This is a genomic window from uncultured Veillonella sp. (assembly GCF_934230905.1).
Lineage (GTDB): Bacteria > Bacillota > Negativicutes > Veillonellales > Veillonellaceae > Veillonella.
Map to the genome: position 1 here is coordinate 1 of NZ_CAKQFJ010000021.1, position 15,898 is coordinate 15,898.

The following is a 15,898-nucleotide window of genomic DNA, read 5'->3' on the forward strand; positions in this document are numbered from 1 at the left end:
GTGATTTGCATAACTATGACAAATTATCTTTCAATGATTGGGATTAAAGTACCAACACGTTTTGTCCTATAACCCTAATGACGTGTGCATTAAGCGGGTTTTCATTTGTACCGGTATTTTGTACCGGTATATCAACTAATAATAATTAGCTATACGTTTTATTATTAACGTAAAATCATGGATTGAATATCTACCTTTTTATCACTAGGAATCATGCCTATAGAGATTAAATAATCCTGTGATGCTTCCAAACTTTTAATATCTGAATCGGCGATTGTCGTATCAAAGTTATACCAAGGGGCCATTGTAGCCACATCGGCTTCCGTTAAGCCCGTTTCTTTCGCCACAATATCATAGTAAGAATTTGGATCTTTTTCATAAGCTTGAACGGTTTGATTATGTGTATCCATATATTGTTTAATCAACTCAGGATGTTCTTTAGCAAACTTCCCACTTGTTGCAATAACAATGGAACCATCAATATAACCTTCGCCACTTACAACAACGCGAGCACCTTGTTGAATAGCTTTTAACGCTACAGGACCCGCTACCATGGCTACATCTACATCACCGGAATCGAGTGCACTGACCGCTTGTGGAATGCCTCCATTTATGAACTCTACATCATTAGCAGTCATACCATTCTTATCCAATGCAGTTAATAATAATTGATGTAGAATCGTTCCTTTAGGTCCCATCACCTTCTTCCCCTTCAAATCCTTAACAGATTGAATGTCAGGATTTTTAGTAATCAACACAAATGCTTTAGGCGCACGGCTATACATACCGATAATCTTGATATCAGCGCCATTCGCCTTTGCTAAAATCGCAGATGTGCCCCCCAATACGGTAGCAATATCAATATCACCGGATTCTAACGCTGCTGTTTGCTTAGGCCCCTCTGTAATTTCTGAATAAGTCACACCTATATTCTTTTCTTTGAAAGCCTTCTCTATAATGCCATTTTGTTTTTCTACAATGGACGGAATATTTAAAGGAGATTTTACATAGGTTAAATGTAAATCCTTTGGTTCTTGTTTTGATTGTTCAAAACCACAACCTACCATTACAAGTAATCCCGCGATTAAACATAATCCAAGGACAAGTATTTTTCGAATAGAGTACTTCATATAAACTCCTTTCATAAATTCATATATGCTCATCAATCGTTGGCAATCATGGACTGTAATTTTTTAATAAATGTAAAACGTCGTTCCAAAACATATACATCCTCATCCCATCGCTCATCTTTTACAATGGGGTTTTCTACAATTTCATGATTACCATTTGAATTAATGACGATAACAATGTCCCCCAGAAGGGCTGCCTCTTGTAAATCATGCGTAGTCATTACTATAGACAGAGATTCTTTTACATACAAGTCATATAAATCACGCTGTAATTGTTGTCGTGTAAAAAAATCAAGTGCGCCAAATGGTTCATCCATTAAAAGAATATTCTTTTTACTGCAAAAAGCACGTCCTAATGCTACCCGTTGTGCAAGCCCGCCTGATAATTGAGCTGGATAAAACAAGCCATATTGCTGTAATCCTAATTGTTTCATATAGTAATCAATCGTTGACTCATCAACCGTAATTCCACCATATTTTGAGAAAGCCATATTCTCACGCACCGTAAGCCATGGCAACAATCGTGGTTCTTGAAATACAAACGCCATAGATTGTTGTACCGCATCAAGATCCATATTATCAACAAAAAACGTGCCACTCGTAGATTCTTCAAGCCCTGACAACAACCGTAACAATGTTGTTTTACCAGAACCACTTTTACCTACGATACAGATTAATTTCTGCAATGATAATGTTACCTCTAAGGGGTGTAGTCCAACTAAGACATTGTGTTCGCCCCTATACAGTTTGCTAAGATTATTAATATGTAAACTAGGCGCCATATACATCACCACCAGTTATATATCTCGATAGAATTCTATTGGTAATCCATTTAAACAGAGCATCAGAGATAATGCCGCACAAACCGATTACGATGATACCAACAATGACAATATCCGAACGGGCCATTGTTTGTGCATCTAGGATCCAATACCCGATGCCTGAAGATGCGGCAATCATTTCAGCACCAATTAAGGATCGCCAACTATAGCCTAAGCCAATACGAAGGCCACTGATAATATAAGGTATGGCATAAGGGATAGTAACATGTAGAAAAATGTGTTTCTTAGATAAGCCGTATTGATGTGCCATTTCAATGAGCTTTCTGTCCACCTCACTAAAGCCCATGAGAGCATTTAGAAAAATAGGATACACTGTTGCAAGAAAAACAATGGCAATTTTAGAGCTTTCACCAATCCCTAACCATAAAATTAATAGTGGTAACAACGCTAATGGCGGAACATGGCGAAAGAATTCAATCATACCTGATGAAAGCGTGCGCATGCGGTGACTAGCCGTCAATACAATGGCGAGTGGTATAGAAATAATAGTTGCCAATAAAAAGCCCTGTACAACCCGCAACAAGCTCATTCCTACATGTTTCCATATGAGTCCTGATACAATACAATCTATAAATTCGGACCAAACCCTATACGGTGTTGGTAAGATATAGGTTGACCAAATGTTTAGAGAACTCAATATGAACCATATAACGATAAGTAATATAGGTAGTATTAATTTCCAGGCTAAGTTTGTAATCTTCTGTTTTATCTGTCCCCACCTCCTTACATTAACTATATCATGTTAAGAATAAATATCAATTACTATATATTATAGTATATTATACTAAAGTAAAAGGGGCTGTATATAAACAGCCCCCCTCATTTATTTTATATGTATTTGTTTTGCTACTTCTCGAATAATAGCAGGATTTGTTCGACAACATCCACCGATTATATTAGCCCCTGCTTTGCGCCATATATCAACATAATCAACAAATGATGCAGGATCACCATACCAAGTTTTAGTATCACTATCATAGCTTTCACCAAGATTAGGATATACAGCAATCGGTTTATATGTTACAGTTCGAATATCCTTAATCAAAGACTCTACATACTCTGGCTTAGTACAGTTGATACCGATACCGGTAATAGGTCGAACCTTGTCAATCATTTCCGCACATTTAATGATTGTTTCACCACTAGATACATGATGACCATCCTTACAAGAAAATGCAATCCACGCTGGAATACCTCTAGATGTAAATGGATCAGACATGGCACGAGCAATAGCAATCGCTTCATCATAAGAAGGTATTGTTTCAAAAGAAAGTATATCAGGATTTTCTTCACAGAATAAAGCTAGTCGTGGAATATGAAATATCTCTAGATATTCAGTTTGCACATCTGGATACCCACGGTATTCAGAACCATCTGCTAAGAATGCTCCATAAGGACCTACAGAAGCAGCCACCAACGGTTTAGGTAAAGCACCTTCAGAAAAATATGTAACCCCATCAGCAGTCTCTTCTCCAAGAGTGATACCACGTAATGTTAGCGCTCCACTTGCCTTAGCCTCTACAAACTCATTTCGAGCTTGAACAGCTAACCGAACAGATAGCTTAACTAACTCTATAGCCTCTTCAGTACCATAGCCTAACCCTTTAAACCCTGCTACAGTTGCTTGATACCCAGAACTTTGAATAATATCTGCGCCAGCAGCTAAGTAGGAAACATGTATCTTCTTGATGATATCTGGTTGTTCCATAAGAACTTTAGCAGACCATAATTTATGCTCAATATTACAACCATAACGCTCTAATTCTGTACCTAAAGCCCCATCTAAAACAAGAGCTTCTTTTTCTTTAATTATATCTAAAAATGCACTTCGTTTAATCATCATATCACCTATTCTATACTACCTCATACGATTCGAGGTTCACTAAACGAATCATAGCAAATAATCCGTTTAAGTACTATAAATATATCATATCATCCTACCTATATTAGGTCAATAATTCCTACCATTTAAATATGATTTTATTCAATATAGATTATAAGTATATTACTATCCATGAAATATACATATAAAAAATAGCAAAAAATGACTATACGAACCAAACGCTCGTATAGTCATTTTTATTAGATCAAAAGATTATATAATACAATCCTATTACTATATTATATTAAGCAAGTTTACCATTATTCCTACGATTTCTAATCCGTTCTTCTTCAGCGCGTGCTTTCAAAGAAAGATCTTTATCGGTACCCACATGACGACCATATAATAAATAATATGCACCCAACGCTACTAATGCGGCTACTACTGTAACATGGAACATACTAGTATAACCTACTACTTCTTGAACTGCCCCTAATATATAAGGTCCAAAGCCTAACCCTATATCCAATGCAATAAAATAGGTTGATGTAGCAACGCCAATACGATGCACCGGTACAATTTTAACAGTTACAGCTTGACCGTTGGACATAAATGTACCATAGCCAAGACCTACAAATACGGCTGATAATAATACTAATGCCGTAGATTGAGCAATAGAGAATAAATAAATACCAAACGCCAAAGATACAAAGCAAGGATATAAAACAAAATTTTCCCCCTTCATATCAAATAAAATACCAAGTAAAGGCCTTGTAATAGTAATCACAATAGCATATACAAAGAAAAAGAATGTACCAGCCATAATGAGGTTTAACTCTTTAGTATAAGCTGCCATAAAACCAATAATACCAGAATAAGCAAAACCAACTAATACAGAAACCAATGTAATGGAGTTCATACGTGGTTCAACATAATCAGAAATTTTAATGCCTTTATGTTCTTCAGCTTCAATAGCAAGTTTTGGTTCTTTAAATTTCATAAAAACAGAACCAATACCACAAAGCACAATGAGGACTACACAAAAGGCAATAATAAGATTGTAACCTACCGTATGAAGCATTAATATGCCAAGGAATGGGCCTACAGCAGCAGCAAGAGATGTAGATAAGCCATAATAATTTATCCCTTCGCCACGACGAGATACAGGAATAATAGCGGCTATGATCGTACTTGTTGCAGTCGATGTTATCCCATATGCAAAGCCATTTAAAAATCTAACACCATCCAAAAGAATTAAATTTGGAGTATAGAAGTACATAATAGTAGAAATCAAATAAATAAGAAGACCACCATAGAGCATTTTACGGCATCCAAAAGTCCCAATAAAATGACCTGCTAACAATCTAGCCACAACAGTACCAATAATATAAATACCAACAGCTAAACCGGCTTGACTGGCTGTAGCATGTAAAGAATCTTTTGCTACAACAGCAATAATTACAATAAGTAAATAATAGATCAAAAATACTAAGAAATTAATCAACGTGTCTAGGACAAATGATTTTGTCCATAAGGCTTCTTTAGCCCTATCCATAGTATCAACTCCATTTTATAAAAATATTTGTCAACCATATAATGACATTGGTTAATTATAGACCTCTTATGGTAAAAAACAAGAATTAAAAAGTTATTTTTGTTATCACTTTTATTTATAAGTAGTAATGTAGACTTATATATAACATAGAATCTAGCTATTCTAAAATTCACCTAAAATTTTAATAATAAAAAACCTTTGATAAAGTCTACTCCAATTTACTAATTAGAGTAGATAATCAAAGGCTTTTTACTAGTATAGAAATGAATTCTATCATTTCGTTTGTAAACCACAGGTCTTAAAAAACTGTCTATAAGCTTCAGCCTTTTTCACAAGACTCAATGGATAAGCTCTAGAAGTAGATGGTAAACGTGTCAAAGTAAGAGTACGCCCTTGATATATGAACGGAATCGTTTCTCCTGTCTTCGGCAATTTAACCTTTTCAGGTAACAAACTAAGTAGTATTTCTGTTGCTTTGCCACCTGTTGTACCAATATGCGTACAATCCGGTATTTGCGCCAACACCTCAGCAAGAGGAACAGGTTCAACTACCTTTAAAAAAGCATCAGATGCATTACCATGTTCACGAATCGCTTTTAGTACTGTTGGACATGATGCTATACCAATTTGTGATAAAAAAGCTTTGATTTTATCCGCATCAAAAGCTTTTTCCTCTCCTTTTCTAAAATGTTCTTTATCATCAAAGAACACTATACCAAAAACACGCCACATATCGTTTTGAAAGTTTGGATAATGAAACTCCATCGCTCGTTTCTCTGAGGTTGGCGGAAATGTTCCCATCATCATAACCGTTGCATTCTTCGGCAAGAATGGCGGAAATGGTCTCGTTTCTACAACTTCATTAGACTTCAATTCAACAGTAGTATTATCTTTCACGATACACATCTCCTTATTGCTTATGTTAACTATCTAGTTTCACATTAACAAGTTTAGATTATTAATTCTATAACAAAACTCACCTTTTATTGAACCATCGGTTGCGTCATGATAGTATTAACAGCATCAAATCCAGTTGGAACAGGAGATACGAGATATAAACATATTACTGCAGCAATAGCAAAACCAATTGCTAAATAGGAAAATGTGCCACGTTTAGGGAATTCATATAAACCAAACATGCGCATACCGATTGCAGCACCAATTGCAGTAATAAAAGATGGTAGTGAGAACATGCCATATACACCAAATATAACCATTAATCCCGCATAACCACCTACTACAGTAATCATTGGCAACATACGGTCTATCGGACTCTTATAGTCTCGAGTTAAACCAGCTGGATAGTTCGCACTTTCAATACCAAACAAGCCTAGCAAAAGACCAAAATCAACCCAAATAAATTCCCAAATACCTTTAAACGCATGTCGATTGCGGCCTGCATACCAAGCGAAGGCAGTAATAGCCAAGATTGCTACCCCAGCTAAACCAAAATAATAATCCCCACTAATAGTAGGACCTACATAAGCGCCTATAGACGTTACAATAGCACTGAGAATAGAAAGTACAATTACGCGATGAACCGCAGGTCGTTCCCGTTCTGGAATACGTTTATATACAGTAGCCAGCAATTCCAATACAAAGCAAGCCATAAATATAGCAATACCAATAGCAGGATTAATAAAAATTCCGATGATTGTCAATACTATAGGAATCAACAAACGCCATTTAGGAAATAATACTAAATCCTTATAATCAAGGCGTACATCTTGTGTTTCGGATGTAAAATTATTGTACACCACAAAGAGAAGCATAAATGCAACAACATCCAATGGCGTAGCACCCCAAATCAATAAAGTCGGAACGATAATCATGGACAATGCTACACCAGAGACTCTAGAAAGGCCAGAAGCAATAAAGCCTAAAAGCAAAAATGGTAATAATAATGTTAAATATTCGAACATAATAAACCTCCCATCATTATATAAATTTAAGTATATAGTAATTACCTACAAATTACTATACCAAATGATTTAAGCTTTATTGATGTGTTCTACCATACTCGTTAGTATATTACGATTATTGGTGCTTTAACCGACTCCTTATAACCGATGTAGAACATTCAAGTTGACGAGCAATCTCTGCAATTGACAATCCGTTCATACGTAATTGATTAATCACATGGGTGTCTACTTCCAAACGCTTCCCTCGTAATGTAATACCCGATTCTCTCAAATATAATGCCACAGTATTGGCTTGTAGTCCATAAGCAACACCTATATCTTTTGTACTCAATCCATGATAGGTATAAAGATAACTCATTTCATCTACGGGCATCACTTTCCGTCTTCCTCCTCGGATAGGAACACCCATATGGTGCAAAATATGTAATACCTTCCATCTTGAAAGGCCCATCATATTCGCAATATGAGTTGTACTATTACCACTTTCATAAGCCTTTTTAATTCGGTCCGGTTCTACACTATGTATAGAGTGTTGGTTCGTACAAAGTAGTCCATACTCATGTAACCGATTAGATATTGTCGCTGTAGATACATTAAAACGACGTGCTAATTTTTCAATACTTATATGATTTCCTTCATACAAAGACATTAACGTAGCACAATTAACATCCTTACGCGTTTCACGACGTGGAATCTTATACAGTTTCATACGTCTTACAATTGTATCCACACTACAACCAATATAATCAGCTATATCCCGTAAAGTCCATTTTTCTTTACTATATAAATTTTCTAATAGCTCTTTGGGAATATTTCGTACATTACGATACATATAGTCTCTCCTTTCATATAGTTCGGACAAATCACATACGACTTTACCACCTATTTTATTATGAAAGTTGAATTATCCCCTTTGCAATAGAAAAAGGGTTCCTAATAGTCACTTCCGTGACCATTAGGAACCCTTGTCTTCATCAAGAACTTAATCCTTATCGAGCTCTATGCCGCAATGCTTTTGGTTTTTCGAAGATAAAAGCCCATTTCATACCTCCTTTTATATCATGACGTGACTTACAAGCCTTCTTCATTGCAGGATTCGTATGAGCACTTATGGCATTAGAAAGGCTCTTACCTTCCTCCATTGTTTTTTGGAGCTTAACTTCTGCTAGACGCTCAATTAAAGAGGATACTGCAACCGCTTTGCTAGTAGATAACTTATGTTCATCTTGTTTTTTAAGTTGCTCTTTTTTGGGTTTTTCTGTAGATTGCTTATAAGACATCTTAGAATCAGGTAACCGATAACCATCATTATGATCAGATACATCATCAACCGAAGGTTCATCAATTTTACGTTCTATAGAAATACCATATTCACGTTCCATATCCTCCCAGGTCTTTTCAGAACCTGAATCCGTATGCTCATCAGCCTCATCATTTTTAGAACTTTTCAAAAAAGAGAACACAATATATCCCACAATTACTAAAACAATTATAGGGTTTTGCTGAAAAATCGATAGTACTGTAGAGAATATAGAGTCCATAGCTACTCCTATTCACCATCTGCTAAATTTTCACGCATTTTGGTATCTGCAATAATATTATTCATATTATAATAATCCATAACACCAAGATTACCACTTCTGAAAGCTTCCGCTAATGCTTTTGGAACTTCAGCTTGTGCTTCTACAACCTTAGCTTGCATATCTTGTGTTTTAGCACGCATTTCTTGTTCTGTAGCAACCGCCATGGCACGGCGTTCTTCCGCACGAGCTTGAGCGATTTTCTTATCCGCTTCCGCTTGATCAGTTTGCAATTGAGCACCGATGTTACGTCCTACGTCTACGTCAGCAATATCGATGGACAAGATTTCGAATGCAGTACCCGCATCAAGACCTTTACCCAATACAGTACGAGAGATGTGATCTGGATTTTCTAATACATCTGTGTGCTCTTCAGAGGAACCTACAGTTGTTACAATACCTTCACCAACACGGGCGATAATAGTAGCTTCGCCAGCACCACCAACGAGGCGATCAATATTAGCACGTACAGTTACACGAGCACGAACCTTGAGTTCGATACCGTTTTTCGCTACTGCAGAGATAATTGGTGTTTCAATCACTTTAGGATTAACAGACATTTGTACCGCTTCCAATACATCGCGACCTGCAAGGTCGATAGCTGCAGAACGTTCAAATGTCAAAGGAATAGATGCGCGCTCAGCGGCGATCAACGCATCTACGACGCGGTCAACGTCACCACCTGCAAGGTAATGAGCTTCTAGCTGATTTACATTAACATCAAGGCCCGCTTTATTAGCTTTGATCAAAGGCATTACGATTTGGGATGGATTTACACGGCGCAAGCGCATACCCACGAGTGTAAAGATACCAACATTAACGCCTGCTGCAAGAGCAGATATCCAAAGGCCTAATGGCACAACATACAAGAACACCATAATCCCAATCAGTAGAATGGGAATCAAAATTAAAATACCTACATCCATAATAACCTCCATTATAAACGACGATGTGGTGAAAGCTTAGTCGCGCTTTCTAACAATATTGCGGCCGCCTACAACACGCAGTACCACAATCGGTGAACCGGCATCGATGAAGTCCCCTTCGGTTACAACATCTACCAAATTACCATCAATTTCTGCGATACCTGCAGGGCGCAGTGTAGTATGAGCTACCCCCTCTTTACCAACTAAGCCATCTAATACATCATTAGATACATAGCCAGCTTTTGTCGTAGATCGTTGCCCTAAGGTAAACAATTTGCCTATCCAAGTCTTTTCAAAGTGATTAAAGAACACGATGATAAAGATAATTAACAAGGCTGTTAATCCTAGTACAGCATATAGCGCCATAGTACCTTCCCCAAGTGCTTCGAAAACACCCCATAGGAAAACACAATAACCGATGAGCCCTAAAATACCGCCCGGTACAACGAGTTCTACCGCCATCAGGGCGATCCCTATAGCCATCCAAATTAAAAACTCCATAGGCCCTCCTCTCTATAATTAATTTTATACAACTTATATACCCATTATACAATATTAAAAATAATTTATAAAGATTTTAACTGCAATATGAATTCGATCTGTTAACCGTTATTTTTTGGATCTAAACTTAATAAAATAGCATTAATGGCGACGATGACTGTTGACACAGACATTAGGACTGCTCCTAATGCAGGGCTTAATGTGATACCAATAGGAGCCAAAATTCCCGCAGCTAGAGGGATAGCTATAAAGTTATAACCGGCTCCCCAAAAGAGATTTTGTTTCATTTTACGAGTTGTTTTGTGTGCTAATTCAATAAATGATCCAATATCTCCTGGATCAGATTGAGTCAAGATGACATCAGCTGAATCCAACGCCACTTGAGTTCCTGCACCGATCGCTATTCCAACATCTGCCAAGGCAAGAGAAGGAGCATCATTGATACCGTCACCTACCATGATAACTTTTTTTCCTTCTTCTTTAAGTGTTTTTACTAACTCATATTTGTCTTGTGGAGATTGATTTGATCTATATTCAATCTCTAAATATTCTGCCGCGCCTTGAGCTGCTTTTTCATTATCACCTGTTGCCATAATTGGTTGAATATTGTTCTTTTTAAGAACTTTAATTAACTCTTTGCTCGTTGGTTTTAATTCATCCCCTAAAGCTACAGCACCAATAGCATCATCGTTTTCTACTAAGACACTGAGAGTTGCTCCTTTTGGAATATCAATATCCAGATTACGTCCGTAGGCTTTTTGACTGATTAATTGGTAACGGTGCCCGCCTGCTTTACCCTCTACTCCAGCACCGGAAATCACATCAATAGAATCAAAAGATGCTGGACGTATATTTTGCTGCTCGGCGAAACTTATAATTGATTGAGCAATTGGGTGACTAGATCCTCCTTCAATACCTGCCAATAAGGCAATGATTTCCTCTTTCTTATATTTGTTACTAAAAAGTTCAACGTCTAATACTTTAAACTCACCAGTTGTTAAAGTACCTGTTTTATCTAAAATTATCACATCTGCATCTTGAGCTATTTCTAAGGCTTGGCGGTCTTTCACCAGTAACCCACGACTGGCTCCTAAGCTTGTGCTACGGGCGGTGACCAATGGAATAGCCAGACCTAATGCATGTGGACAAGCTATAACTAAGGTCGCGATAGTAAAGGTAACTGCCGTTGGGATATCTCCAATAATCATCCACACTACAAAAGCTATTAGTGCGACAATAACCGCAATATAGAAGAGCCATCCTGCAACCTTTTGAGCAATATTTTCTGCTCTGGAAGGCTGACTTTGAGCTTGGCTGATTAAATTCTGAACTTGAGAGATGAAGGATTGATCACCTGTCTCAAGCACTTTAATATAAAGTACCCCTTCTCCATTTGTTGAGCCTCCGATTACTTCATCGCCAGGGCCTTTTTTTACTGCTTTTGACTCCCCAGTTAGAAGAGCTTCATTTAAACGTGATTCGCCACGCTCGATAATCCCGTCTGCTGGCACATTTTCTCCGGCTTGAACACGAATTAAATCACCTATCTTTAAGTCAGCAACTGGTCGTGTTTCAATTGAATCATCTTCTAATACAACGTGAGCATCTTTCGGCACTAACTTAGCCAATGCTGCTTGTGCGTCTCCTGCTTCTCCAATAGCTTTCATCTCAATCCAGTGACCTAATAACATGATTAATAGTAATGAAGCAAATTCAAAGAAAAAGTCCATCACATGTTCACCCGTTACGTAGGTGATGATCACAGCATAAATACTGTATAAATATGAAGCACTTAAACCTAAAGAAACTAGAGTCATCATTCCAGGTTCTTTTTGTTTAAATTCGTCAACTGCGCCTTGATAGAATGGACGTCCACCATAAATAATTAATATAGTAGATAAAATAGCTACTACAATATCAGAATATGGAAAAGTAAACTGGAATGGTAGCTCAAATCCATACATAGGGGATAAGAGCATAATAATGATTCCTAGTGGCAATGACTTTAAGAAAAGTTCCTTAAAGCTTCCGTGATGATGGTGGTCATGCCCTCCGTGCCCATTGTGGTCATGACCAGCATGATGGTCGTGATGTTGATCCTTATGGTGCCCACTGTGGTCATGACTAGCATGATGGTCGTGATGTTGATCCTTATGGTCTCCATGTTCATCTGTGATTCCATGCTCGTGGTTTAACTTATCTATGTCGTCATAATCATGGTGATTATGGGACGAATATCTGTTGTCATTATTCATTTTAAATTCCTCCTTATGCTTAATGATGATGTAAATGACATTTGCATTGTCCTTTTGGACAATTGCAATTCACTTCTTCTACTGCGAAAGATTTTTTCATCTCTAATATTTTTTCTAGTCGATCTATATCATCGAAGCTTAAAACATGATCTTCAATGATGCTTCCTATTACATTTCCGACTTTCTTATTGCAAATACGGTTAAAAATATCTTCTACATAATCCCTTACAGCTTCTTTCTCTTCAATATTGGCAGTGTAAATAAAATTTCTACCTTCTTGCTCTGTATTTAGTACGCCTTTTCCAACTAATCGACCTAAGATCGTTTTGATAGTGGATTGTGTCCAGCCCATTTTTTCTTGCAATACGGAAATGACTTTTTTACTAGTTACTCGATCATTTGCCCAAACTACACGCATGACTTCCCATTCAGCATCTGTGATATAAGTATTAAGTTCTATTGTGCTCATTTTCCTTTCCTCCTCGTCGTTTACAAATGTAAACGAATTATGTCAAGTCTTTTTTAATAAATGTAAGTAACGCTTATAGCTTTTTATCTCTCCACTTCTATCCCATAATAATTTTCATAGTTTTTCCTAAACTAAAAACGACTACTTTCACAGATATACATCTGATCTAGTAGTCGTTTATTATAAGGAGTAAAAACAAATTGTGCTTATAAACGCAATGATTTATATGGTAGCCTCACAGCAACTTGAATTATACTTCTGTTTTTTTCAATTGGTCATTACCAACGCCTGTTTTTTGAAGGATTAATAAGATAATACTCATAGCCATGCCTACTACAGTAGCAAGACCCATGCCTTTCAATACAACAGGACCTACAGCAAGTTCTGCACCGCTAAGACCTACAACAAGGATAACAGATGTTAAGATCATATTAACAGGGTTTGTATAATCTACCTTGCGTTCTACAAGCATGCGCAAACCGGATGCTGCAATGATACCGAATAAGAGAATGGATACACCACCCATAACTGGAACTGGAATAGCATGAATAAGAGCTGCTACTTTACCTACAAAGGAGATAATCATCGCAAGAACTGCAGCACCACCAATTACCCATACGCTAAAGCAACGAGTAATAGCGAGGACACCGATATTTTCACCGTATGTCGTATTTGGTGTAGCACCGAAGAAACCAGAAAGGATATTCGCAAGGCCATCACCTAGCAAGGAACGTTGTAAACCTGGTTCTTTCATCAAGTCTTTTGATACAATGTTGCTCGTTACAACTAAGTGACCTACGTGCTCAGCAAATACTACAAAGAGTGCTGGCATAATCATAATAATGGCATTGATATCAAATACAGGCATGCCATAGAACTGTGGCAAGGAGAACCAAGGTGCCGCTTCAACACCTGAAAAATCGACAACCCCCATAATGGCGGATAGAATGTACCCTGCCACTACACCAATAAGCACAGGAATGACAGCAAGGAATCCCCGGAACACAACAGTTCCTAACAAGGTAACAATCAAGGAAAACATGGAAACGATGATAGCTTGTTCATGCGTCATCCCTAGATTTTGATCACCAATAAGTCCAGACATTCCCATTGCAACCGGTGCTAATTCAAGACCAATAATAGCAACAATTGCCCCCATAGCCGCCGGTGGGAATAATTTATCAATCCATCCAATGCCTATATAGCGAACTAAAAATGACAAAATCACAAAGGATAAGCCAAACACAACAAAGGCACCCTTCGCAGCTTCATAACCAAGACCAGCTGCCAATACTGCGCCTACAGGAGCAATAAAAGCAAAACTAGACCCTAAGTACGCAGGAATCTTTCCTTTACATACAAGAATATACAGCAAAGTACCAATACCATTCATAAATAGGGCCGTTGCTGGATCGACTTTCAGCAAATATGGTACAAGTACAGTAGAGCCAAACATAGCAAATAAATGTTGAAAGCTAAGTGGCAATAATTTACCCAACGATGGGCGCTCTTGAATATCAATAAAATCGTTCATTGTTTTCCCTCATATACACAACACATATCATATTATCGTTTATCTGGTGGAACAAATCGACCTGGCAACTCAGGTTCAACTGACTTACTCGGTTTAAAACGGCTTCTTGTTTCTTCTCGTAAAGAAGGTAACGTATCCTTTGTTCCTACTGGTTTAACACCTTCTACACTACGTCTAGCTATACTTGCTAAAATACCAATAGCCATACAGTTCATCATCAAAGAGGAACCACCATAGCTAACAAAAGGCAATGGTACACCTGTTACAGGCAACATGCCACAAACCATGGCAATGTTAAAGAAAGCTTGACCACTGATGAGAATCGTAATACCAATAGCTAGCCATCTACCAAAGGCATCACGAGCCCTATTGGCGATACGGAATCCAAAAAATGTAAACGTTGCCATCAAGAATACAACAGCAATGCCACCTAAAAAACCCATTTCCTGCGCCCAAACAGCGAACGCAAAATCCGTATGAGCTTCTGGTAGATAAAAATATTTTGACGTACCATTCATGAATCCTTGTCCAAAGAACCCACCAGAACCTACAGCCAACAAACCTTGTACAGTTTGATAGCCTTTGTCCTGTGCATAAGACCATGGATCAAACCAAGATACTACCCGTTCCCACCGGTACGAACTACTACGAGCAGCATAAATACCAGCAAGAACCGCCGCTACTAAAGATAAACCAAATACACTTTTTTCAAAGCCAGATAAAAATATTAACAGATAAGAAAATCCAATAATTAATACGGCTGTCCCCATATCTGGCTGTTTAATAGTAAGCACTGCAAATACGATTGGCCAAAGTAGCATATATCCCATATATTTCACACGTTCAAAAATATACCCTAATGCTACTTCTTTCTGATCCATGCCCTTTTTAGGTTTAAACATAGATTTAAATCTTGGTTTTGTCCATGGTTTATCCGCCAATTTGGCAGCCGTCCATAATAATGCAGCTAGCTTTGCAAATTCCGATGGTTGCAATGAAAATGGTCCTAATGGAATCCAACGACGTGCACCATTAACCTCTACACCGACAAGATATATGGCTACTAAAGTTACGGCTGTCAATCCCATAACCCAGGTAAGTAATTTAACATTCTGTAAGCGCCGATAATCAAATCGATATAAGAACACACCTAATATAGCTGATACTAACAAAAATAATAAGTGTTTTGGTGCATATCCCCACAATCCATCATCGGTTGTAATAGACCCAATATAGGTAGCACTAAAAATATTAATGCTACCTATCAATGCCATTAGGACTATAGGTAATAGCATGCCTTGTAAGTCATTTTTAAACACTTTCTCCCAAAAGTGTCCTTCCTTATCCCCTTTTTGCAACATA

15 protein-coding genes are annotated in these 15,898 nt (G+C 37.6%); all 15 read right to left on the reverse strand.

From position 1 onward, the window contains the following. Window positions 1–164: 164 nt before the first annotated feature. Window positions 165–1,130 carry an ABC transporter substrate-binding protein gene (locus tag Q0E20_RS06760; protein WP_295998133.1) on the reverse strand — a complete coding sequence of 322 codons (966 nt, stop codon included), beginning with the start codon at window positions 1,128–1,130 and terminating at the stop codon, window positions 165–167. Window positions 1,131–1,162: 32 nt separating this feature from the next. Then, the gene (locus tag Q0E20_RS06765; protein ID WP_295998136.1) at window positions 1,163–1,912 is read right to left on the reverse strand and encodes an ABC transporter ATP-binding protein; all 750 of its coding nucleotides are present in this window, start codon (window positions 1,910–1,912) and stop codon (window positions 1,163–1,165) included. Further along, entirely contained in the window at window positions 1,902–2,501 is a 600-nt protein-coding gene (locus tag Q0E20_RS06770) for an ABC transporter permease (protein ID WP_295998139.1), read from the reverse strand. The genes Q0E20_RS06765 and Q0E20_RS06770 overlap by 11 nt, the downstream gene beginning before the upstream one ends. Before the next feature lie 294 nt (window positions 2,502–2,795). Next, a complete protein-coding gene (gene mmuM / locus Q0E20_RS06775) occupies window positions 2,796–3,812 on the reverse strand; it encodes a homocysteine S-methyltransferase (RefSeq protein ID WP_366509654.1) in 1,017 nt (338 codons plus the stop codon). 286 nt (window positions 3,813–4,098) lie between these two features. Next, window positions 4,099–5,349, reverse strand: a complete 1,251-nt coding sequence (locus tag Q0E20_RS06780) for an MFS transporter (RefSeq protein ID WP_295998143.1) — start codon at window positions 5,347–5,349, stop codon at window positions 4,099–4,101. Between the two features lie 273 nt (window positions 5,350–5,622). Further along, a complete protein-coding gene (locus Q0E20_RS06785) occupies window positions 5,623–6,255 on the reverse strand; it encodes a DNA glycosylase (RefSeq protein WP_295998146.1) in 633 nt (210 codons plus the stop codon). Window positions 6,256–6,332: 77 nt separating this feature from the next. Further along, window positions 6,333–7,271 (reverse strand): hypothetical protein, encoded by a 939-nt coding sequence (locus tag Q0E20_RS06790; protein WP_295998149.1) that lies wholly within the window; start codon window positions 7,269–7,271, stop codon window positions 6,333–6,335. Window positions 7,272–7,386: 115 nt separating this feature from the next. Then, a complete protein-coding gene (locus Q0E20_RS06795; protein WP_295998151.1) occupies window positions 7,387–8,103 on the reverse strand; it encodes a sortase in 717 nt (238 codons plus the stop codon). Window positions 8,104–8,260: 157 nt separating this feature from the next. After that, window positions 8,261–8,812 (reverse strand): hypothetical protein, encoded by a 552-nt coding sequence (locus tag Q0E20_RS06800; protein WP_295998154.1) that lies wholly within the window; start codon window positions 8,810–8,812, stop codon window positions 8,261–8,263. 8 nt (window positions 8,813–8,820) lie between these two features. Then, entirely contained in the window at window positions 8,821–9,777 is a 957-nt protein-coding gene (floA, locus tag Q0E20_RS06805) for a flotillin-like protein FloA (protein ID WP_295998157.1), read from the reverse strand. Window positions 9,778–9,813: 36 nt separating this feature from the next. After that, window positions 9,814–10,278: an NfeD family protein gene (locus Q0E20_RS06810; protein WP_295289219.1), complete on the reverse strand. Its 465-nt coding sequence runs from the start codon at window positions 10,276–10,278 to the stop codon at window positions 9,814–9,816. Between the two features lie 101 nt (window positions 10,279–10,379). After that, complete coding sequence (locus tag Q0E20_RS06815; RefSeq protein WP_295998160.1) at window positions 10,380–12,533, reverse strand: heavy metal translocating P-type ATPase; 2,154 nt, start codon at window positions 12,531–12,533, stop codon at window positions 10,380–10,382. A 19-nt stretch (window positions 12,534–12,552) separates the two neighbouring features. Next, window positions 12,553–13,002, reverse strand: a complete 450-nt coding sequence (locus Q0E20_RS06820) for a CopY/TcrY family copper transport repressor (protein WP_295286670.1) — start codon at window positions 13,000–13,002, stop codon at window positions 12,553–12,555. Window positions 13,003–13,252: 250 nt separating this feature from the next. Beyond that, a complete protein-coding gene (gene uraA, locus Q0E20_RS06825; protein ID WP_295998163.1) occupies window positions 13,253–14,536 on the reverse strand; it encodes a uracil permease in 1,284 nt (427 codons plus the stop codon). 32 nt (window positions 14,537–14,568) lie between these two features. Then, a complete protein-coding gene (locus Q0E20_RS06830) occupies window positions 14,569–15,897 on the reverse strand; it encodes an FtsW/RodA/SpoVE family cell cycle protein (RefSeq protein WP_295998166.1) in 1,329 nt (442 codons plus the stop codon). Window position 15,898: the final 1 nt, after the last annotated feature.

Excerpts from the sequence above, each read along its gene's own strand:
- Q0E20_RS06760 (WP_295998133.1), bottom strand. The coding sequence starts at position 1,130 with ATGAAGTACTCTATTCGAAAAATACTTGTCCTTGGATTATGTTTAATC.
- Q0E20_RS06765 (WP_295998136.1), bottom strand. The coding sequence starts at position 1,912 with ATGGCGCCTAGTTTACATATTAATAATCTTAGCAAACTGTATAGGGGC.
- Q0E20_RS06770 (WP_295998139.1), bottom strand. The coding sequence starts at position 2,501 with ATGAGCTTGTTGCGGGTTGTACAGGGCTTTTTATTGGCAACTATTATT.
- mmuM (WP_366509654.1), bottom strand. The coding sequence starts at position 3,812 with ATGATTAAACGAAGTGCATTTTTAGATATAATTAAAGAAAAAGAAGCT.
- Q0E20_RS06780 (WP_295998143.1), bottom strand. The coding sequence starts at position 5,349 with ATGGATAGGGCTAAAGAAGCCTTATGGACAAAATCATTTGTCCTAGAC.
- Q0E20_RS06785 (WP_295998146.1), bottom strand. The coding sequence starts at position 6,255 with ATGTGTATCGTGAAAGATAATACTACTGTTGAATTGAAGTCTAATGAA.
- Q0E20_RS06790 (WP_295998149.1), bottom strand. The coding sequence starts at position 7,271 with ATGTTCGAATATTTAACATTATTATTACCATTTTTGCTTTTAGGCTTT.
- Q0E20_RS06795 (WP_295998151.1), bottom strand. The coding sequence starts at position 8,103 with ATGTATCGTAATGTACGAAATATTCCCAAAGAGCTATTAGAAAATTTA.
- Q0E20_RS06800 (WP_295998154.1), bottom strand. The coding sequence starts at position 8,812 with ATGGACTCTATATTCTCTACAGTACTATCGATTTTTCAGCAAAACCCT.
- floA (WP_295998157.1), bottom strand. The coding sequence starts at position 9,777 with ATGGATGTAGGTATTTTAATTTTGATTCCCATTCTACTGATTGGGATT.
- Q0E20_RS06810 (WP_295289219.1), bottom strand. The coding sequence starts at position 10,278 with ATGGAGTTTTTAATTTGGATGGCTATAGGGATCGCCCTGATGGCGGTA.
- Q0E20_RS06815 (WP_295998160.1), bottom strand. The coding sequence starts at position 12,533 with ATGAATAATGACAACAGATATTCGTCCCATAATCACCATGATTATGAC.
- Q0E20_RS06820 (WP_295286670.1), bottom strand. The coding sequence starts at position 13,002 with ATGAGCACAATAGAACTTAATACTTATATCACAGATGCTGAATGGGAA.
- uraA (WP_295998163.1), bottom strand. The coding sequence starts at position 14,536 with ATGAACGATTTTATTGATATTCAAGAGCGCCCATCGTTGGGTAAATTA.
- Q0E20_RS06830 (WP_295998166.1), bottom strand. The coding sequence starts at position 15,897 with ATGTTGCAAAAAGGGGATAAGGAAGGACACTTTTGGGAGAAAGTGTTT.